Here is a 20,273-nt window from a genome sequence, read left to right as displayed (position 1 = left end):
AACAATGAACGATATTTCAGCAACAGGTTTAAGTTTAATTATTCAGGCAAGTAACACATTTCCTGCAGGTATTCCTATTACCACATTTTCAGATGATGGTGATCCTTTAGATTTACCAGCAGTAGATATCACTCAAACCGCAGTAGATATTAATGGTAATTTAGTGAGTTGGTCAGCGCCTACACCTCAAACTGTGACGGTTAATGTATTAGCAGGTAGTGAAGAAGATGAAAACTTGGCTATTTTGCTTGATGCAAATACAGCAAGACGAGGACGTCGTCATGCAAGCGATATTATTACATTAGTGGCTTCTTATGGTGATGGTTCTATTACCACTGCTCGTAATGGTCGAATTACTAATGGTAGTCGTGGTAATTCAATTGCGAGTGCTGGGCGTCTCAAATCTAAGCAGTACACCTTTATTTTCCAAGATTTTGATCGTGTCAGAGCACGTTAATTTTTAGCGTTATTCTTATTCATCTAATGGCGGCTTCGGCCGCCTTTTTTATGGGATTTAATTATGTTAATTAAACCAAAAGAGATCACTGTTATTGATAGTGATCGTGAAGAACATACTTTTATTATTAGCCGATTACCTGCAACGATTGGACGAGAAATTCTCGCTAAATATCCTTTATCGAATGCACCTAAAATTGGTGATTATGAAGTCAGCAAAGAAGCCATGTTAAAAATGATGGCTTATGTGGCAGTTGAAAAAGAAGGGCAAGAGATTTATCTAAAAACCAGCACATTAATTGATAATCATGTGCCTGATGGGGAAGCCTTGATTCGTCTTGAACTCGAAATGCTGAAGTACAACACCAGTTTTTTCGGCAAAGACGGGAGCCTAAATTTCCTACAATACCTTCTAGGCAAGTTCAGCGGTTCTCTCCCGTCGATTATAAAAACGCTGATGGCTTCTTTGCAGTCATCATCTCCGCGGGTTTCGCCTCCTTCACAGAACTCAAAACAACTATAGATCTAGAGGAAGCCTTTGATCTGTGGGAGATCGCGATTACTAATCGTTATAACGAGGCGCTAGCGGCGTTAAAGGAGAGATAATGTCTCTATTACAGGTATTTTCTCAGGTACTGATGTTGGAGGCTGAAGTATCTGATAGTGCATTAGCAAATATTAGAAAATCAGCAGATGAAATTCTTGTTGAAATGAAAAATATTGAACAGGGGGTTTCAGGAGGTATTACTAGTTTCTATAACTTTGTTCAAGAAATTCACTTCAATCTTGGGGAATTACCCGAAGATCATGACATAAGTATTTCATTCAATAGTGATGAAATGACAAGTGCTTCTGTAACTATTGAAAACTCAATTCAAAGCATTGTTAAAAGCGCTCTAATGGGAACGCAAGAGTTTGATAAATTCTTGCAAGAAATCTTAGTGGGCATGCTGGGCTTATCACTGAATGAGCCAATAAATATTGATCTTAATATCAGTGAAACTCAAGATAAAATTAATTCAGTAACACAAAGTATTGATACCCTAAAAGATTCTATGTCGGTTTTAAATTACCAAAGAGAATTGATCAATAATAGTGGCGGTGATGAAGCGCATATTTTAGCAAACCTGAATACTGAATATGAGGCAATGGAGGCGCAATTATCTTCACTTAATGGTGAGTTGAATTCTTTAACCGAAACTGAAAAGAAAAATAAAGAAAGTAAAATTGTCATCGATGCACTGATTAAACAATTAGGTGCTGATTACGATACTTTTATTACTACAATGCAAACGCAAGGCATTGAGGCGGCAGTTAAAGAAGCAAAGGCCCAACGTCGATTAGGTGATAGTGTTGATGAAACAGGTAAAAGCTATCAGAAAACCACAGCGAAAATGAAGGACTATATTCTTAACGCCATTGGCGCTAAGGATATTACGGGGACTTTGCAAAAGGTTTTTTCTGCTTCATTAGATCGCGCCAAAGAAATAGAGTCGCTAGATAAACTGAGTGAAAAAATAGGTATCGCAGCTATCGATATCGATGCATTTTCAGGTGCTATGGCTGAAATTGGGGGCACAAAAGAGGCCGCTCAAGCTGATTTGACGGCAATGGCCAATGCATTTAATGATACAGAAGATCCTATCGAACAACTTTTAAAAACCGCAGATAAAGTCAAAGGAATGAGCTTTGATGATGCCCAAAAAGAGCTGGAAAAACTGGGTGTTGTCGATGAAAAAACCATTGAATTGATGATGAAGGGGCGCGAAGAATTAGAGCGCACAATGGGGGTTCAAAAACAATTTTCTGGTATTAATGATGAAAGTATCGAAAGTTCTATTCAGCTTAATGCAGTAATGAATAAGTTTGATCAATTAGCGGCACAATTAAAAAATAACTTTTTAGAGATAATTATTCCCGTTCTTGCAAAAGGAATAACGTGGTTTGATAAATTAGTTAATTTTTGTATTGAGAATAAAGACTTTGTTATCGGATTCTTTTCAGCTATTGGTAGTGCTGTTGCCATTTTTTATTTACCTGCAATGGTGTCTGCGGCAGTTGCTACACTTGCAACGGCACTCCCTATATTAGCTATTGCTGCTGTTATTGGGATCTTAGCGACGGCATTTAAACTCGTCTATGACGATATTATGAATTTTATTAATGGTAATGATTCAATGATAGGCAGTATTTTGGATCAATACCCCGCGCTTAAAGACGCAATTATGGTTGTATGGGCAGCATGGCAAACCTTTGTTGAATCGTTAAAAATTGCCTCAAGTGCTATTGCTGAATATTTTATTGCCGCTTGGAATTTTATATCTGAATCATTTAATCAATTTATTATGGTTCTTAAAGCGGGCATTAATAATATTATTGAATGGGGTCAATCGATTATTAGTGTCTTTGTTTTTGTTTCTGAGGCTATCGTCGGTGTATTTAGTTGGATGTGGGAATATATAGAGAAAATATTAGGTTGGGTTAATGAAGGTATTGATTCCATAAAAGGGATTTGGCAATCAGCAAAAAGCTTTTTAGGTATGGAAGATACAGAAAAAGAAATCACTGTTGTTCAAAAGGTGGAACGGAAATTATCTGATGAAGGCAGTCTCAATTACACCATTCCACAACCAAAGCCAGCAATACCCTATTATAATCCAGTACAAGATGTAAATGCGTTAAATAATGGATTAGCACTGTCATCAACAAATAGTTTAAACCCGATGACCAGTCAAATGATCAGTAACCAATCAAGCGTTAAAAATGAAAGTAATGTTCAAATTGGTGAAATCAGAATTGAAACACAAGCCACTGACGGGCCTGGTGTTGTGAAAGCGATTAATGAAACATTGATAAATGAAGCGGCTAAAGAAATTTCAGAGCACTACTCTAGCGGAGGTAAGAGTTAATTATGATAACTGAAGTTAGAATTTTTGATTTAGAGTCATTTGCAACACTATTTGATAGCGTTAATCCGATGAAAGTTTCGATTACTGATAGTCACCAAGTTATTAAATTTGCGGTTGAAAATGGTGAAAATCGTAGCGACCACATCATTGTTGACCCTATTAGTATAAGTGTCGAATTACTATTAACGGGTGATATTGTGAATCGTTACTCTATTATCAAGCAGCTTTATGACGAACACACACTAGTGGGAATTCAAACTAGAGTCAAAACCTATCAACCGATGTTGTTAGAGAGCCTCAGTCATGATGAAGATCCCCAAAAAGTGAATGCCATCGAATTAAAACTCAAATTTATAGAATGGAAAACAATAGAGCCTGAATATAATAAAAAATCTTCTAAATCGACAAAAAAACCAAAGCAAACCTCAACAGTCAATCGTGGAAATGTCAAAAGTAAAAAATCAACACAAATAGGAAAAAAAGAAAAATAGGAGGTAGATAAAATGCAAACTATTCCATTACAAGCTATTCCTAATCAGCGATTTTCTGTCGAAATAGCTGGTGTTGATTGGATTTTTACGTTGAAGGTCGCTAATCAAACCATGTTTTGTGATATTGAGCGAGATGGTGAAGTGCTTATTACAGGTATTCGCTTGGTCGCTAATACACCTATTATTCCTTATTGTTATTTAAAACAAGGGATTAATTTAGTTTTTTTAACAGAAAATGATGCTTTACCGTGGTATGAGGAATTTACAAAAACACAATCATTAGTGTATTGGAGTAATGAAGATGGATCTTCGGCGAATAAGGGTGGGGATTGAGGTCGGCGAAAGGCTTCAATGGTATGAAGGATTGCGTATATCAGCAGGAGGAAAAAAATATGCAAATCCATTACAAAACGAATGTAAAATCGCTATTACAGGGCTTAATGCCGAGACAAGGGATTATTTGCTGACGGAAACCAGTCCTTATAATAAAAATAAGCAAGCTCGGCGGCTTTATTTAGAAGTTGGTCGAATTAACTCTGGTTTATTTTCGCTTTTTATTGGCGATATCGTCAGTGCAGAAATAGACTCTCCTCCGAATGTCACCGTAACGTTATCTGCAAAAACTAGCCATCATTGTTCTGGGAAAATTATTTCTTCTAGTGGTGGCGCAATTCAAAAATTGAGTGAAATCGCGTTAGTTATTGCTAATGATTGTGGCGTGAAATTGGATTTTCAGGCGACCGATAAAAATATTGCCAATTGGTATTATTGTGGCTCTGCATTACATCAAATAGAGCGTTTACAAGAGTCGGGAAATGTTAAAGCTTTTATTGATGATGATACGTTATTCGTAAAAGATGATGATAAAGCATTAAAAAGCCGATTTCGTATTTTGAATATGAATTCAGGCATGATTGGCATTCCTAAAGCCACGGAGAGTGGATTGACGGTAAGTTATCTTATCGATAGTACCTCTGAATTAGGTGGAATGCTTCGCCTTGATAGTAAACTAAATACCTCACTAAATGGCGATTACATTATTGAGCAGCTTGAATTTAAAGTTGCCTCTCATGATGCTGATTTTGCCTATACCGCAACATGTAAACGAGCTTAACTATGAGTAAACCCAATAATGATATTGCCAGTGTTGGTTCATTGGCAGGGGCTTTTTCGTCTGCATTTCGCCATTTAATGATGAATACAGATGATATGTTACCCGCAACTGTCATTAATTATGATGAAAAAACCAATCGAGCCATGATAAAGCCCTTGGTCATGATGTTGACTACGGATGATGAAAAAATCTCTCGAGCCCCTGTTGCTAACATTCCTGTGTTTCGATTTGGTGGCGGTGGATTTTTTATTAGAGCCCCCATTAAACCTGGTGATTTTGGCTGGTTAAAAGCCTGTGATCGTGATATTAGCCTTATTTTTCAACGTGGTGGTTTAGAAGATCAACCCAATACAACACGATTACATTCGTTTAGTGATGCTATGTTTTTTCCTGACACGATCAAAGGATGGGCTATTGATGGGAAGAACATTGATGCCTTAGTTATTCAGTCAATGGATGGTTCAGTCTGTTTCTCTCTTCATAACGATAAAGTTGTATTAGAAACCCCAAAATATGAGATCAACGCACCTGAAACGATATTTACTGGCAATGTTACTGTTAATGGTAATTACGCTGTAAATGGTAATAGTGATTCACAAGGTGGGCTGATGCGCCATAACGGAAAAGATATCGGCTCAACACATACTCATAGTGGGGTACAAGCAGGGAAAGACAATACAGGGAGTCCAATATGAGGACATTTTCAATAAACCAGCAGAATGATTTTGCGATAGGTGCTGATGGTAACCTTCAAATTTGTGACAACGATGATGCAGTAAAAAATCTTTGTCAGCATTTTATTAAGGCTGTCCGTGGTGAAATGCTACATAAAAAAGATAAAGGTATTCCTTATTGGTCAGCTACATTTAGCCGACAAGTTGATCTTCCTTTATTTGAAATGGCGTTTCGACAACGTATTGCTGAAATAGAGGAAGTTGTCTCTATCACTTATTTCCATGCTTTTCTAGAAGAAGGAACATTGAAATATCAGGCAGATATACGCACGATATATGGAGGATTTACATTGAATGGCTGACTATCGTTATATCAATAATAAAGGTGTGATTGTTCCTGATACATCAACATTACGAAATCGTGTAGAAGACGAATTTCGTGCTGTATTTGGTCAATCCATTAATTTATCGCCAGAAACTCCACAAGGAGTATTGGTGACTATGGAAATTGAAAATCGGGATGCGATTGTTCGTAATAATGCTGAACTGGCAAATCAAATAAATCCAGATATTGCTGGTGGTATTTTTCTCGATGCAATATGGGCATTAATGGGCGGCGAGCGTATTAATGCCACACATTCTTATTTAAGTGATGTCGAGTTTACGGGTATTCCCGGTACTATTATTCCTAAAGGTTCTCAGGCACTCACAATAATGGGGGCTGTTTTTGAAACGTTATCACCATTAATTATCGCTAATAATGGAAAAATTAAAGGCGATATGCGAGCCAAAGAATATGGTTCTATTAGTTGTGGTATTGGGCAATTAAATAAAGTGGCAAGTTCTGTATTGGGATGGGAAAAAGTGAATAACTTAACCCATGCAGTTGTTGGTCGTCATGCTGAGTCAGATATAAAGGCAAGGCGTCGGCGTAAACAAACACTCGCTAAAAATACAGTCAGCGTCGCAGAAGCAATTACTTCTTCGCTATATGAATTAGAGGGCGTTAATTCTCTTTCTTTTCGTGAAAATTTTAATGATAAAGCGTTAATTGTTGATGGTATTTCATTATTACCGCATAGCATTTACGTGTGTATAGAAGGTGGGGATAGCCATGAAATTGCTAAATCATTATTAAGAACAAAAACAATAGGTGCTGCATTTAATGGTGAAATTGAAATAAAGGTAATAGAGCCAGCAAGTGGTCAAGAATATCCTATTAAATTTTCACGACCGAAAGAAATACCGGTGTTTTGCCGTATTTCTGTAAAAAAATCCAATATTGATGCACAAACCATTATTCCTAATGCTTTAGAGAAGTGGGTACAGGGTGAAATAGATGGAGACAACGGGCTGGTGGTCGGGCGAGAAGTTTCTCCTTTTGAAATTTCAGCGGCGGTTAATGCGGTGGAGCCTCATTTATTTGTCACTAAAGTGGAGCTTTCAACAGATGGAAAAAATTGGAATGTTGCATTAATTCCTATTGGTCTTAATCAAATTGCCCGATTACCAAAAGGGGCGGTACAAGTGGTGATCGTATGAATATTCAAGAATTTGATTTTCATTCTGATCTACTAAAAGCGATCCTCTGGCAATATGAAAATGCAGATAAGCTAAAAGCATTAGCACATTTAAAAGCGGCTTACTTTAATCAATCTACGGTTTCATTTTGGCAAAACTGGTATCGAGATGTATTTAATATTGATACAGCTAACGATTTTGGTTTATCAGTATGGTCACGCATTTTAGATGTACCTTTAGGAATAGATATTCCTCCTAGTGATAAAAATAAAATAGGTCTTGGTTTTGGTAAAAATAAAGCCAATTTTAAGGCAAACTTTAGACGAAATGCGGATTACACTCTATCGCTGACTTTAGATCAAAAAAGAATGCTGGTGAGAATGCGTTATTTTAATCTCACTCAAAGTCCTACCGTGACCAATATTAATGAGTTTCTTAAACGTTTTTTCTGGCGTGAAGATAGCAAAGTCTTTGTGCTCGATCCTTTTGATATGACGTATATGTATTATGTTTTTAATTTTAATCCAGATGAACGTTTACGTCTTTTATTAGAAAACTTCGACTTAATGCCGCGTCCTTCTGGCGTGGGCGTCAAATATCGTATCGTAACCAAGAAGGCCTTTGGTTATGGTCAATATCGTAAAAACTTTCTGAAGAGTAATTTCGGAGAATAATTCTTATGACTAAAATATTTAAAACCCCCTTTGCAACACAAGGGGATAAAACAGTTGTGCCTGTTGAAATTCAATCTGATGGTTCTGTGTCTTATACACAAGGTTATGGTTACGATTATGAACGTGACCAAGTTACTGATCCAGCAGCAAAAGATATTGAACGTGAAAAAATGAATAGTTTATTTCACGATATCACTGAGTCTATTGGTGAAATGCAATTGCAGGGTTTTGCTAAGTGGTCGGAAGCAGGCAAACCTTATCCTATTCGTAGTGTGGTTTATCATAAAAATAAAGCTTGGCAGTCTAAAATTGAAAATAATAATGTTGAGCCAATTGCTGGTAATGCATGGATTGAATTAAAAGCGGATATTACAGCGAATGAAGTTGGCGCTTATTCTAAAGACGATGCGGACAAACGCTTTCAACCACTAGGTAAATATCAAGTTGAAGGTCATAGTTATTCTAAAGCCGAAACTGATACGAAATATCAACCGAAAGGGAATTATGCCCCTGCGGGAAATTATGCCACTAAGGGCGATAGCTATACCAAAGTAGAATCTGATGGTAAATATCAGCCAAAAGGAAGTTATCAACCGTCGGGCGATTATGCGACTAAAGGTGAAAGTTATACTAAAGCAGAATCTGATAGTAAATATCAGGGGAAAGGGAATTACCAAGTAGCGAGTTATAGTTACTCAAAATCTGAAGCGGATAATAAATATCAAGCGAAAGGCAATTATGTTACTGCGACACGTAAAGTTAATGATAAGCCATTGAGTGGCGATGTGACGGTAACATCGCAAGATATTTTTTCTAATCAGGCGATTTCAATTGGCGCTAATCAAAATTTAAATAACTATAAAACAGCGGGTATTTATTTTCAGCCAGCGAATGCAAATGCGACTACAAATTTAAATTACCCAGAAACCATGGCGGGTACATTAATTGTTTTAAAAAATGCTGGTATTACTCAACTTTATTATGTTTATAACACGAGCCGTATTTATTCTCGTAGCCAGTATGATAAAGGTAATTTTACACCATGGGCAAAAGAGTTTAATAGTCAAAATAAACCGACCGCAGCTGATGTGGGCGCATATTCCAAAGGTGAATCAGATGGAAAATATCAGCCGAAAGGGAATTATCTAGTATCGGGTTATAGTTATTCTAAGGGAGAATCGGATGGTAAATATCAGCCAAAAGGGAATTATTTAGTTTCTGGATATAGCTATTCCAAAGGTGAGTCTGATAGTAAATATCAACCGAAAGGGAACTATGCATTAGTAGGTAATAGCGGTTCTAAAAATACAGCTAAAAAAGATGTTAACGGATGGTTGAAATGCGGAGATACGGGAATCATTCAACAATGGGGTAAAGAAGAATGGTTTCATGATGGAAGATCGTGGGATTATAAATTCCCTATTCCTTTTCCTAATACAGTTTTCGTTATTGTTGTGACAAATAATAGTGGATGGGGAAGGTTAGGAACGAGCCGGCATACTAAAGAAGGGTTCACTTTGGAAGGTGATACTGAAAGTGCATATTTTTCCTATATAGCTATAGGATATTAAAATTTAAGTACCCAATCAAGAGTAAAAAAATCACCTCTGATTAATTTATAATGAATTATAAATAATATATAGCCAAGTTGTTTATTTCTTGAAATTAACACCGAAATGAGCAGAGGACTGTGGCAAAGCATTCATTTCTTATTTTCAATAAATATCGCTACTGAGAAGTTTTTCACTTCAAATAATAAAATGAGAAACTTACTTATTTAGTTCAGAGTTATTTAATTTGACTATATTAAAAGTCGTGATAAAAACGATCCTGAAATAATTTTTTTATAAAAAAGCCACCTATTTTATAGGTGGCTTATCAGCAATAAGATAAAACTACTCTTTTATTTTTCCTTTATCCTTATCATCTACTTCAATAGGAATATAATAATTAACATCTTTTAATAGTGATGCAGGTTTGTTTAAAAGAATTGAAATAGGATATTCATCTTTAAAAATATACTCTTCAATATCTGGAGCACCGTTCTTTCTTGGTATATTGAGTTTTCTAAGTAAAATACCATAGGTGTTATAGATGATATCTTTATAATCTAATTTTAATAATGCTTCAGGAATACTAAATTTTAAATATCTTGTGTTTTCTATCTGAGTTCGATGAGTCAATTGAGCATTATAAATTTCAGGCGTATTACCCATCATAGTTGAATATTTAACGGTTAATTCATCATTTTTCTTAGATAAAATATTATGTACCGCATAGACTTTATCATGTTTATAAAGTGCATTTTGAAAGAACACTTTCCAGTAATCTTCCCGCGCTTTTTCTGTACTAAAATTCCAATCAATCATATTCGCTTTATAGGTATGCTCTATACCGATCAGTGGAAGAGAGTCTATTGTGACAATTTCAATATCGAGGTTAAAACCACTAAATTTTCTTAACGGTAGTGTAAAGCCGTGAGCTTGCCAATTCTCTTTTCTACGATAATTATAAGGCGTTATATTAAACAGTTTTTTAAACGCTCTTGAGAATGTCTGCTGAGAATCAAAACGATATTTTAACGCAATATCAAGTAGTGGCGTTCTTTGTAAACGTAATTCGACTGCAGCACACGAAAGACGCCTTGCTCGAATATAAGAGGCTAATGTCAGACCTGTTTGTTCTTTAAACATACGTTGAAGATGCCATTTCGAATATCCTGATTTCTGTGAGACATTTTCGAGTTTGAGATCTTTTTCTAAATTCTCTTCAATCCAATAGATAATATCTGTAATGACATTTTCGCTAAACATATTTAGGCTCTGATTAATAATTTATTTTCGGTAATATAAAAAGAAAGGCATTTAACCAATTTACATTAGATACTGTAATGAAATTAAGTTTGATTGTAAATTTATAAAAACATTATAACTTATAAAGTGTATTTAAACGGGTATCTATATTTTTGAAAAATTGATTCAGCTTTAACTGATTGATATATAGCGTAATTTGATGTCATTTAAGTTTTAAACCAACAATTAAATATTTTTTCTTTAATAAAATCTAAGCTAAATGTGTTATTTTTATAATTAAATTAATATAAGTAATTATCCGTAGAATAATAAATAGTTATTATTCTAATTTAATAGAATATAACTACATTATCCGTTTTGTTTTGGAAAATTAACTAAAAATAGAGAAGATAAGTGCCATAGGGAAGCTAAGAGGCCAAGTTAAGGCTATTAATAATGCACTTAAAAGGCGCATGGCTAGGCTAGGATCTTTGGTTAAAAAGAAAGTAATAATAAACGATATTACAGCCCCAATAAGGTAGCTTATTCCAATAATAGAGATAGCAGACATAACAGATCATTCAGTAAATAGACTGCAACAATTGTACTCCAAAATTGTTAAAGAAACAGAGGAATAGGGCAAACTTTTCAATAAATGTCATTACTAATGTGCAAATTTTAAACATTCATCTCATTTTTGATCTCCGATTTCTTTACGGTGTAGTCACACAAGATAATAACAAGGTTAAAGCCTAAAAATCAAAAAAATAAAATGTAGTAGATTGATTTAGCTTATTATTTGTAACAACCTTTATTGTTTTGAAAAGAGGGTTATTAAAAATAGAACAAAATGGTATCGATCTTTTTTAGTGGTTTTATTATAAAAATTAAAATTTTTAAATGCTGATTTTTAAGGCAGGATAGTGATGAAGAGATAAATTCAATGTTTGTAAAATGCACAGGTTAATTATATTACATCATGATATCGACAGAATGTAATAAATGGGATGAATGCCATTTTATACATACTTGTAGATAAATGAGCTTATGGATGGCGCGACTTAATGGATTTAAGCGTTAGCTAGGAAGCATTTAAAATCCCCTTTTAAGATTGAAAAGGGGATTTATTTTTATATCCTTTTCGGATAGGGGTTAATAGCCGTCACTATATTAAAATGGTAACTTACCAAAGTAGTAACCCGTCAATAACGTTTATTTTGATGAAAATAAACGCTGTTTTGATTAATAAATAACTAGCGTGGTAGTTTTTATGATCCCTTATCAATCAACTTTGACGTTTTGGTTTGAAGAATGCACACCAGAGCAATGGTTTAAAAAAGATATTCAGTTTGATAAAGAAATTAGCCGTAGATTTGGTGAATTATGTTTAAGTGCGAGTCGTGGCGAGCTGGCATCATGGAGAGAAACGATAGAAGGGCGCTTAGCTGAGATTATTATTCTTGATCAGTTCTCACGTAATATTTGGCGTGATACGCCAAAAGCTTTCGCCCAAGATAATATGGCATTAATCTTAGCGCAAGAAGCCACCCGGTTATCTGAATATCTGACTTTAACACCCGTTAAACGTAAGTTTATTATCATGCCATTTATGCATTCAGAATCACCCAAAATTCATCAAGATGCGGTTACCTTGTTTTCTCAGCTTAATGATGAAAATACATATCAATATGAACTGCGACATAAAGAAATTATTGATAAATATGGTCGTTATCCTCATCGTAATGAAATTTTAGGCAGAACATCTACACCCGAAGAATTAGATTTTTTACAGCAACCTGGCTCTTCATTCTAAAAAAATGCATACCTAAAAAGGTATGCATCTTCGTTTATTTCTCTTACGGATTACTTTGTAAGAAAATTAAGACTACATTGTAATATGCCATAAGTTATAGAAGGCAATACGACCTGATAACTCTGCAATAATAACTGCGGCTGCACAAGTTGCCAGCGTCATTTTTGATACTTGGGCTTTTACTGCAGTAAATCCTACGATAACCACACCTAATGCTAATACGGCTAATTGGAATCCCCAAAATAGAGATTGATCAGCGCTCAGTTCTGGACCTGTAAAGCCAAGGAAACTCACATAACCAGAGCGAGTAGCAAAAGTGATAATGGCACCGATAATAAAGGACAATGCGCCTAAACGTCTTGCACCTGTTGCCATTGCTAATACACCACCGCCAACTAATAGCGTCATCCAAAATTGCAATGTGGTGTAGTCTGTGTTCCAGTTAGCAATTGTAGGAATATGGTAAACTTGTGGAATTGACCAAACAAATGCTAGACCAAAAACAACGGTAAGTAGGTTACAAATTTCACGTAAGCCCTTCCATTTTTTCATCATAGTGAGTGCAACAGTTGCAAAAGCAAAACCTGTAAACACACCACTTAAAAACGCTTCATTACTCATTGGAGAACGGCCAACGCCTAAGAGCATATTGAAAAAACGCAGTGGCTGACCAACGTGTAATCCACCAATACCTAAGCCAACTAATGTTAAAATCAGGGCTAAAATATTAGCGTTGCGTAGTTGGTTTTCATCAATTTGACCTAATTTTTTACTGATATAAGCAATAAGAAACAGGCCTGCTGCTGACGAACCTAAAACAGTAAAAAAGACTAGAGGAAGTTCATGCATGGTTTATACCTCCGCCGCATTTTGAACTGAGCCGGTTTTATCACCAGAAGGTTTCGCTTCTTTGTGAGCTTTGATCACGATATTTGGATTGGTCAAGCTAGGATCAGGCATTGGTGCAATACCACATTCAGTACCATGTTTTGCTCTGATCACTTCAATATCATCAAAATCAAGTGCACGTTGAGGACAAGACTCAACACAAACCGGTTTCATGCCTTGTGCTACACGTTCGTAGCAACCATCACACTTAGACATGAGTTTTTTCTTCTCATCGAATTGTGGTGCACCATAAGGGCAACGCAATTCGCAATAACGGCAACCAACACAAATATCTTGGTTAACAACCACTAAACCATCTTCTTCACGTTTATGCATAGCGCCAGTTGGACAACCTGCAACGCAAGTAGGGTTTGAACAATGGTTACAAGAAATGGATAAATAATAACTATAGATATTTTGTGTCCAGATCCCGTCTTGTTTTGCCCAGCTACCACCACCGTATTCATAAACACGGCGGAATTTAGGGCCTAAATCTAAATCTTTTTCATCCTTGCAACTGACTTGACAGGTTTTACAGCCAGTGCATTTAGTGGAGTCAAAATAAAAACCATATTGCTTCATGAGTTAACTCCTTATGCACGTTTCACTTCAACAAGGTTTGTATGTTGTGGATTTCCTTTAGCAAACGGCGATGGGTGCCAGCTTGTTAATGTATTAATACATCCACCTGTATCTACACCTGTTGTATCAAGTGAGCGCCATGCACCTTGCGGTACTGCAATCACACCAGGTAATACACGATCTGTAACTTTGACGAGAATATTTAAACGACCACGAGCATTATAAATCTCAGCAATATCGCCAGATTTTAATCCACGTTCAGCTGCATCAATTGGGTTTAACCAGAATTGATGAGGAATAGCTTCACGTAACATAGCAACGTTATAGTAGCTTGAGTGAACGTGCCCTTTATCGTGGAAACCCGTCATTTGCAGAGGGAATTTCTCTTTAAGCTCAACGTTTTCAACGCCTTCTTCATTTTTACAATATTCTGGAATTGCAGGAATACGATCGCCTTCTGGTAAAATCCAGCCATCGGTATCTTGCATAAGCTTTTCAGAATAAATTTCAATCTTACCTGACGCTGTTTTTAATGGATTCGCGATAGGATCTTGACGGAATGCTTCAAGTGCAACGTATTGATTACGGTTAGGTAATTTACGATCGATAATTCCTACATCATTAGTTTCTGCAAATGTAGGCAGTGCTGGATTTTTCTCACGCATTTGGTTATAGCAATATTCAATCCACTCTTCGTAAGTACGTCCTTCGGTGAATTGCTCTTTGGTGCCCATCTTTTCTGCAATATCAGTTAAGACATCATAGCAAGGGCGGTTTTCCCAAAGTGGCTTAATCGCATTTTGCAAACGGACGACATAGTGGTAAGCACCACTTGCGTAAGAGTTATTGATAAGATCGTTTGTCTCAACGGTTGTCACATCTGGCAGTAAGATATCAGCGTATTTTGCAGATGGTGTCATGTGGTTATCCCACACTAAAATAAACTCACATTTTGATTCATCTTGCAGTAAATCATGTGTTTTATTCAAGTCAGCGTGTTGGTTACCAATCACGTTACTGGAATAACACCACATAAATTTAATACCCGTATCGAGCTTATCTTTATTTCTGACACCCGCATTTTTGCTGGTAAGTTGCTCACCGCGAGCAATTGCTTCAGACCACATAAATGTTGGGATCAAGGTCTTAACTGGGTTAGGTAGAGCAAAACTTGCAACTGGATAAGCAACGTTACCACCCCAACAACCTGTATTTGTACCAGGGCGACCAATATGACCTGACATTAATGGTAGCATCATAATCGCACGACAGGCTTGTTCACCATTTGAAGTACGCTGAATACCCCAACCTTGAGAGATCCACGCAGCTCTTGCACCGCCAATTTCACGCGCTAATTGGATAATACGTGCAACAGAAATACCCGTTAATTTGCTTGCCCACTCTGGTGTTTTTGCAATGCCATCAGGGCCATTACCTAAAATGTAATCTTTATAAGAGCCATTTTCAGGTGCTGATGCAGGTAATGTTTGTTTATCCCAACCGACACAATATTCACGTAAGAAATCTTCATCGGTGAGGCCTTCTTGGATCATCACATAGCCTAATGCAGCGACTAACGCAGCATCAGTACCCGGATAAATAGGGATCCATTCTGCACCTAATGTTGTCACACTGTCGGTACGGCGAGGGTCAATAATGATAACTTTACTTTTGCTCTTATCTAACGCATTTAACGTTTCATAGAACTGACCACCACCAGACATACGTGTTTCAGCAAGGTTATGACCAAACATCACAACTAAATCTGAATTCTCAATTTCTGTTAACAGTGATTCCAGCATGTCGCCATAAACATAAGGCACAATACCGGTTAATTGAGAGTATGAATAAGTACCATAGTCACTTAAAAAACCACCAACAGTACTTAATAAGCGTTTACATGCCGTTCTACCATGTAAGTTTGCACCTGTAGAGCCTGTACCATATTGGTAATAAATAGACTCATTACCGTATTTTTCGATGGTATATTTTAATTTTTCCGCGATGATTGAAGTGGCTTCATCCCAAGAAATACGCTCAAATTTACCTTCACCACGCTTACCAACACGCTTCATTGGGTATTTTAAACGATCGGGATTATACGTTTTCCAACGTACAGAACGACCACGCAGACACGGACGAATTTGGTGAAGACCAAATGTTGAATCGTCATACATAGTTTCATTAGAAATACGACGAATAACGCCATCTTTCACATGAACTTTTAATGGACAACGGCTACCACAGTTCACTAAGCATGCACTGTATTTGATAGTTTCAGATGTCTCATCAGGACGAATACCCTGGGGAGTTTGAGCATTAGCAGCGAATGGTAATGAAACCGTTCCTGCAACAGCAGCAGCACCAGAAATAACAGCTGCAGACTGAATGAATCCACGCCGACTCATTTCAGTAATAGAAGTATTATTTTTAATTTTTGACATTGACATTACCCTAACATTTTTCACAACAAGTAAAGTTGTATATATATGTTAAGTTATAACCCTTCTACCTATAATGATTTATATCAATATAAAAAATGTTAATAACGTTATCTAAAAAAATAATTATTAAACAAATGGTTACATTTTTTGATAAATACCACTTTAGTGGTAAATAAAATATCAAATAAATAGGATTAAACAATCAATCGATGTATAAAAAATAATATAGCGATTATTATTAATATATAGAAAAACAAGATTGTTAACATGATAACAAAATAAGAGATTAAAAATATTTGTTAATAAGAAAAGTAAAAAAGAAGAATAATTCTCCTTTTTTACTTTATACAAAAATGATTTATTACGGATTATTTTCGACAGGTAATCTGAGTGCTCTTACATCATTTCCGGTTGGAGATTGGTGAACTCTTAAGCCAAATTGAGGCAAAATAGCAAAGATATGATCAAAGATATCTGATTGAATCGCCTCGTATTGAACCCAAACGGTGGTGTTCGTAAAAGCGTAAATTTCAATGGGAAGCCCATCCGAGGTTGGGGCTAATTGTCTTACCATAATTGTCATTTGCTTATGAACATTAGGATGGTTTTTTAAATAAGCTTCAACATATGCACGGAAGGTTCCAATATTGGTCATGCCACGTTGATTTAATGGTGTTTGATATTCATTGCCCAAGGTTGCATTGAATTGATTAATTTCACTTTCCTTATTTTTTATATAAGGAGCCAACAAGTGGGCCTTTTCTAGATCATCAAGTTGCTTTTTATCTAAAAAATGGATGCTGTTAATATCAAGAGCAAGACTTCGTTTAATACGACGTCCTCCTGATTTTGTCATTGCTTGCCAGTTTTTAAAGGAATCTGAAATTAGAGAATAAGTTGGAATAGTTGTAACTGTATTATCCCAATTACGCACTTTAACCGTTGTTAAACTAATATCAATGACGGCGCCATCAGCACCATATTTAGGCATTTCTAACCAGTCACCAAGGCTTATCATGTTGTTTGCAGATAATTGAATACCAGCGACTAATCCCATAATAGGATCTTTAAACACCAACATTAATACAGCCGTCATGGCGCCTAAACCACTGAGTAAAATAAGAGGTGATTTGCCAATAAGTAGGGAAATAATCATTATCCCAATCAGCACAGAGGCGGCGAGTTTTAAGCTTTGAAAAATACCTTTTAATGGTAATCGGCCAAATGAGGATGAATTTCTCATGATCTGCATACAGAGATCCATAATAGAGAAAAGCATTAACAAGCCAAAAATTAAGCACCACGCTTGGGCGCTGGTGGTGAGGATCTCTTGTGTTTTACCTGCTCCCATCCACACCAGCGCTTGGATATTAACAACAACGCCTTGGATTAAAAAAGCAAAACGACTAAATAGTTTATTTATTTCTAGAGAAAGTTGCCATTTCTGATCGTACTGACTTATGGCTTTGGAAATTTTAGGTAAGACCAACTTGTGCAAAATAAAATGAAGAATGATTGCGACAAGAAAAATAATGGCTAAAACGAGTAGGAGAGAAGCGACTTGGGCATACTCTTCATTGAATTGACGTATCCATGTAAGCAGTTGCTGCTGCATAAAATATCCTCATAGTTAATGTGGGTCGTATATTAAGAGTATAGAAACGAGAGCTTAGTTCAAGAAGGTGAATTTTTTGTTACGACAAATGTGAGGGTAAACGAGATGATAATTAAGCGTAGCAGAGTGAATAAAAGCCAGAAATAGTCTTTTGTGCGATGAGGGTGCTATTTCTGGCTTTATGCTGTATTTTATTTTAAATCAAATAATTACAGTAAACGAGTTGATGATAATTTTACAACAACTTGGTGCAGGTTAGTAATAAAAGAAGTCATTGATTTCATATTAAGTGTCCTATTAATAAAATGTGATTCATGTCACAAATATTTTCTAAGATTGATTTTAATCACATTTCCATAACAGTCAATAGCTTTATACAAAAATATTTTAAAATTTAAATTATTTTTTATTTTAAAGATGTTTTTTATCGATCAAGTAGAGGGTTTTCTATTGAAAACTTTCTTTATCTTATTGTTTATTTTCTCTTTTTTACTTTCATCTAACAACAATGCTTAGTTGACTTTTTTCTATTGTGATTTTCACTCAAATTTTTTGCTTTAAGCTAAAAATGGAATCGGAAAAAGAAAGGAAATCACTCAATGAATATCGAAACAAAAGAAGAACGTTTACAAAAAATTTTACAAGGTGAGAAAAGCGCAATAGCACTAACACCACCTGTTTATGGTGCCCATGCTCAAACCGTTATTGATGCTGATGTGGATATTAAATTCAATCAGATAAAATCATCTCCTGATGAGCCTGATAACGAAGTAAAACTGAATCGAGTTATCAAATATGAAGTTAGTGTAACGGGGATTAATCTACGTTTAGCTGAATGGCGTACAAGTCCGAAAGGTATTTTAATTTTACCAAACAACAAAGATGTCTACATCACAATAGTGGATAACAGCAAAACAGAAATCTCTTTAACGGGTAATCGAAGTGGTGTGGCGTCATTACAATTGATCTTAAAAGATGAGGATAATGAGAATATTGTTTATTATGCAACACCAATACAAATTCGTGTTACCCCACCTAAAACCAATCCTAACACTGACTGTTCATCGAGTAATTGTGAACAATTTGATGACTTGTTGACAATACGTTCAGAATCTATGCAATGGCCAAGTCAGTGGGAGAGTGTTTCTAAAAGTTTTGTGGTACATCTTCAAGATAAAGAAGGTGAAGATGTTCAAAATAAAGAGGTTAAATTAACTTACGATGTAGAGAATAGTACATTGGCTGTTGAGCCAGAAATCTATAATTCTGATGGCGAGAAAATTAATATTAGCAAAACGAATAAATACGGTATTGCGAATTTTAAAGTCAAATTTAAAAAGAGTGAACCGAAACAAGTCGCTATATTTCATGCCGAAACTGAAAATAGTGAAGATCTAGATAAGCCAATTAAATCCAGAGATTATTATGTTGAAATGACAACGGAGAAATTACCTTCTCCTAAAGTGCCTGCAACATTAAATGGTATTCTCAGCTATCATAGTGAGAACTATTGCGTTAACGCTAATCTTATTTTAGGTCGTGATATTAGTGAAAGCACCCAAGTTGGATTTTATTTTAATGATCAACTTAAGATGTTGCCATGTACTGATAAATCAGCCGTTTCTGTGAGATTAGAGAACCAGTCATTAACAAATGGCATTCATTACATTTCTTTCTTCACTGTTGATATCTTCGATAATATCTGTTTTTCTCGACGTGAGCGTATTATTGTTGATAACTCTTTAACTGGGGAATGCAGTAAGCAAATTAAAAATATTGCACCCAAGCCTTGCATTAGTGTCACTATTCCTCAGATTTGTGATCGCTACTTTAATTCTGTCAATATTAGACTTGTTCCTTCTTTATGTTTACAAATTAAAAATCGTGTAGCGAAAATGAATATCCAAAAAATGGTTATCATTTTTAATGGTTATTCTAAGGTAAATAGCAGTGAAAGAACGTTGGTATATCGCTCAACATTAGAAATCTACGCTGATGATCCTCGCTTAGGTAATTTCTTACACGATACAACACCTAATAACGATCCTATTAATATGGTTGAAATCGTTGAGCCTGCATTAGAGAGTATTTTGGCTGATGCATTGCCTAATATTGAAGTAGGGCAACTCGGTATCCAAGTGATGGTATTTGAAAAAACAGGAAATTGTTACCTCTGTGGAGAAAATATGTACACGGTATCTCTGCGCTTACCTTGTGCTTAATACAAATCTATTCTGTTTCCTACTTAAGAGCCACCTTGTGTGGCTCTTTATCTATGTTTCATCAATAAGATTATTATC

19 protein-coding genes and 1 pseudogene are annotated in these 20,273 nt (G+C 35.7%); 14 read left to right on the top strand and 6 right to left on the bottom strand.

Going from position 1 to position 20,273, the window contains the following annotated elements:
• Positions 1-4 precede the first annotated feature (4 nt).
• The 12 genes and pseudogenes from F1325_RS12175 to F1325_RS19400 all read left to right on the top strand — a co-directional run bounded on the left by F1325_RS12175 (position 5) and on the right by F1325_RS19400 (position 9,410).
• Positions 5-457 (top strand): phage tail fiber protein, encoded by a 453-nt coding sequence (locus F1325_RS12175; RefSeq protein WP_109373851.1) that lies wholly within the window; start codon positions 5-7, stop codon positions 455-457.
• A gap of 63 nt (positions 458-520) precedes the next feature.
• A complete protein-coding gene (locus F1325_RS12170; protein WP_109373850.1) occupies positions 521-979 on the top strand; it encodes a hypothetical protein in 459 nt (152 codons plus the stop codon).
• Between the two features lie 82 nt (positions 980-1,061).
• Complete coding sequence (locus F1325_RS12165; RefSeq protein ID WP_160230516.1) at positions 1,062-3,365, top strand: hypothetical protein; 2,304 nt, start codon at positions 1,062-1,064, stop codon at positions 3,363-3,365.
• Between the two features lie 2 nt (positions 3,366-3,367).
• Complete coding sequence (locus F1325_RS12160; protein ID WP_109373848.1) at positions 3,368-3,856, top strand: phage baseplate protein; 489 nt, start codon at positions 3,368-3,370, stop codon at positions 3,854-3,856.
• A gap of 12 nt (positions 3,857-3,868) precedes the next feature.
• The gene (locus tag F1325_RS12155) at positions 3,869-4,189 is read left to right on the top strand and encodes a phage baseplate plug family protein (RefSeq protein ID WP_160230515.1); all 321 of its coding nucleotides are present in this window, start codon (positions 3,869-3,871) and stop codon (positions 4,187-4,189) included.
• The gene (locus F1325_RS12150) at positions 4,158-4,970 is read left to right on the top strand and encodes a baseplate hub protein (protein WP_109373846.1); all 813 of its coding nucleotides are present in this window, start codon (positions 4,158-4,160) and stop codon (positions 4,968-4,970) included. Before F1325_RS12155 ends, F1325_RS12150 begins: the two co-directional genes overlap by 32 nt.
• Positions 4,971-4,972: 2 nt before the next feature.
• Positions 4,973-5,665 carry a Gp138 family membrane-puncturing spike protein gene (locus F1325_RS12145; protein WP_109373845.1) on the top strand — a complete coding sequence of 231 codons (693 nt, stop codon included), beginning with the start codon at positions 4,973-4,975 and terminating at the stop codon, positions 5,663-5,665.
• Positions 5,662-6,006, top strand: a complete 345-nt coding sequence (locus F1325_RS12140) for a hypothetical protein (protein WP_109373844.1) — start codon at positions 5,662-5,664, stop codon at positions 6,004-6,006. Before F1325_RS12145 ends, F1325_RS12140 begins: the two co-directional genes overlap by 4 nt.
• Positions 5,999-7,186 carry a baseplate J/gp47 family protein gene (locus tag F1325_RS12135; RefSeq protein WP_160230514.1) on the top strand — a complete coding sequence of 396 codons (1,188 nt, stop codon included), beginning with the start codon at positions 5,999-6,001 and terminating at the stop codon, positions 7,184-7,186. The genes F1325_RS12140 and F1325_RS12135 overlap by 8 nt, the downstream gene beginning before the upstream one ends.
• On the top strand, positions 7,183-7,839 hold the full coding sequence (locus F1325_RS12130) for a DUF2612 domain-containing protein (protein ID WP_160230513.1): 657 nt from the start codon (positions 7,183-7,185) through the stop codon (positions 7,837-7,839). The genes F1325_RS12135 and F1325_RS12130 overlap by 4 nt, the downstream gene beginning before the upstream one ends.
• A 5-nt stretch (positions 7,840-7,844) precedes the next feature.
• Positions 7,845-8,216: pseudogene (locus tag F1325_RS19190) on the top strand (hypothetical protein); the annotation flags it as partial.
• A complete protein-coding gene (locus F1325_RS19400) occupies positions 8,190-9,410 on the top strand; it encodes a pyocin knob domain-containing protein (RefSeq protein ID WP_244313565.1) in 1,221 nt (406 codons plus the stop codon). The pseudogene F1325_RS19190 and the gene F1325_RS19400, both read left to right, overlap by 27 nt.
• A 324-nt stretch (positions 9,411-9,734) precedes the next feature.
• On the opposite strand, the gene F1325_RS12115 is transcribed toward F1325_RS19400, so the two are convergent.
• Both F1325_RS12115 and F1325_RS12110 read right to left on the bottom strand, forming a co-directional pair.
• Complete coding sequence (locus F1325_RS12115; protein ID WP_109373841.1) at positions 9,735-10,652, bottom strand: helix-turn-helix domain-containing protein; 918 nt, start codon at positions 10,650-10,652, stop codon at positions 9,735-9,737.
• A 370-nt stretch (positions 10,653-11,022) separates the two neighbouring features.
• Positions 11,023-11,202, bottom strand: a complete 180-nt coding sequence (locus tag F1325_RS12110; RefSeq protein ID WP_036912664.1) for a GhoT/OrtT family toxin — start codon at positions 11,200-11,202, stop codon at positions 11,023-11,025.
• Positions 11,203-11,901: 699 nt separating this feature from the next.
• On the opposite strand from F1325_RS12110, the gene F1325_RS12105 reads away from it, so the two are divergent.
• Entirely contained in the window at positions 11,902-12,444 is a 543-nt protein-coding gene (locus F1325_RS12105; protein WP_160230512.1) for a DUF924 family protein, read from the top strand.
• A 72-nt stretch (positions 12,445-12,516) separates the two neighbouring features.
• Here the strand turns inward: F1325_RS12105 and F1325_RS12100 are convergent, their stop codons facing one another.
• From F1325_RS12100 to F1325_RS12085, 4 genes are all read right to left on the bottom strand, one after another.
• Entirely contained in the window at positions 12,517-13,293 is a 777-nt protein-coding gene (locus tag F1325_RS12100) for a dimethyl sulfoxide reductase anchor subunit family protein (RefSeq protein WP_109373839.1), read from the bottom strand.
• A gap of 3 nt (positions 13,294-13,296) precedes the next feature.
• Positions 13,297-13,914 carry a DMSO/selenate family reductase complex B subunit gene (locus F1325_RS12095; protein ID WP_023581764.1) on the bottom strand — a complete coding sequence of 206 codons (618 nt, stop codon included), beginning with the start codon at positions 13,912-13,914 and terminating at the stop codon, positions 13,297-13,299.
• An 11-nt stretch (positions 13,915-13,925) separates the two neighbouring features.
• Complete coding sequence (locus F1325_RS12090; RefSeq protein WP_160230511.1) at positions 13,926-16,358, bottom strand: DMSO/selenate family reductase complex A subunit; 2,433 nt, start codon at positions 16,356-16,358, stop codon at positions 13,926-13,928.
• A 361-nt stretch (positions 16,359-16,719) separates the two neighbouring features.
• A complete protein-coding gene (locus tag F1325_RS12085; protein ID WP_109373838.1) occupies positions 16,720-17,973 on the bottom strand; it encodes a mechanosensitive ion channel family protein in 1,254 nt (417 codons plus the stop codon).
• A 599-nt stretch (positions 17,974-18,572) separates the two neighbouring features.
• Between F1325_RS12085 and F1325_RS12080 the strand changes: the two genes are divergently transcribed.
• Positions 18,573-20,195 carry a hypothetical protein gene (locus tag F1325_RS12080; protein ID WP_160230510.1) on the top strand — a complete coding sequence of 541 codons (1,623 nt, stop codon included), beginning with the start codon at positions 18,573-18,575 and terminating at the stop codon, positions 20,193-20,195.
• The last annotated feature ends 78 nt before the right edge of the window (positions 20,196-20,273 follow it).

Origin of the sequence: Proteus columbae, from assembly GCF_009914335.1 — a bacterium.
GTDB lineage: Bacteria > Pseudomonadota > Gammaproteobacteria > Enterobacterales > Enterobacteriaceae > Proteus.
This window is presented reverse-complemented; position numbering and strand designations above follow the sequence as displayed.

Excerpts from the sequence above, each read along its gene's own strand:
- F1325_RS12080 (WP_160230510.1), top strand. The coding sequence starts at position 18,573 with ATGAATATCGAAACAAAAGAAGAACGTTTACAAAAAATTTTACAAGGT.
- F1325_RS12105 (WP_160230512.1), top strand. The coding sequence starts at position 11,902 with ATGATCCCTTATCAATCAACTTTGACGTTTTGGTTTGAAGAATGCACA.
- F1325_RS12110 (WP_036912664.1), bottom strand. The coding sequence starts at position 11,202 with ATGTCTGCTATCTCTATTATTGGAATAAGCTACCTTATTGGGGCTGTA.
- F1325_RS12175 (WP_109373851.1), top strand. The coding sequence starts at position 5 with ATGAACGATATTTCAGCAACAGGTTTAAGTTTAATTATTCAGGCAAGT.
- F1325_RS12095 (WP_023581764.1), bottom strand. The coding sequence starts at position 13,914 with ATGAAGCAATATGGTTTTTATTTTGACTCCACTAAATGCACTGGCTGT.
- F1325_RS12140 (WP_109373844.1), top strand. The coding sequence starts at position 5,662 with ATGAGGACATTTTCAATAAACCAGCAGAATGATTTTGCGATAGGTGCT.
- F1325_RS12135 (WP_160230514.1), top strand. The coding sequence starts at position 5,999 with ATGGCTGACTATCGTTATATCAATAATAAAGGTGTGATTGTTCCTGAT.
- F1325_RS12085 (WP_109373838.1), bottom strand. The coding sequence starts at position 17,973 with ATGCAGCAGCAACTGCTTACATGGATACGTCAATTCAATGAAGAGTAT.
- F1325_RS12160 (WP_109373848.1), top strand. The coding sequence starts at position 3,368 with ATGATAACTGAAGTTAGAATTTTTGATTTAGAGTCATTTGCAACACTA.
- F1325_RS12155 (WP_160230515.1), top strand. The coding sequence starts at position 3,869 with ATGCAAACTATTCCATTACAAGCTATTCCTAATCAGCGATTTTCTGTC.
- F1325_RS12165 (WP_160230516.1), top strand. The coding sequence starts at position 1,062 with ATGTCTCTATTACAGGTATTTTCTCAGGTACTGATGTTGGAGGCTGAA.
- F1325_RS12100 (WP_109373839.1), bottom strand. The coding sequence starts at position 13,293 with ATGCATGAACTTCCTCTAGTCTTTTTTACTGTTTTAGGTTCGTCAGCA.
- F1325_RS12115 (WP_109373841.1), bottom strand. The coding sequence starts at position 10,652 with ATGTTTAGCGAAAATGTCATTACAGATATTATCTATTGGATTGAAGAG.
- F1325_RS12150 (WP_109373846.1), top strand. The coding sequence starts at position 4,158 with ATGGATCTTCGGCGAATAAGGGTGGGGATTGAGGTCGGCGAAAGGCTT.
- F1325_RS12130 (WP_160230513.1), top strand. The coding sequence starts at position 7,183 with ATGAATATTCAAGAATTTGATTTTCATTCTGATCTACTAAAAGCGATC.
- F1325_RS12145 (WP_109373845.1), top strand. The coding sequence starts at position 4,973 with ATGAGTAAACCCAATAATGATATTGCCAGTGTTGGTTCATTGGCAGGG.
- F1325_RS12090 (WP_160230511.1), bottom strand. The coding sequence starts at position 16,358 with ATGTCAAAAATTAAAAATAATACTTCTATTACTGAAATGAGTCGGCGT.
- F1325_RS12170 (WP_109373850.1), top strand. The coding sequence starts at position 521 with ATGTTAATTAAACCAAAAGAGATCACTGTTATTGATAGTGATCGTGAA.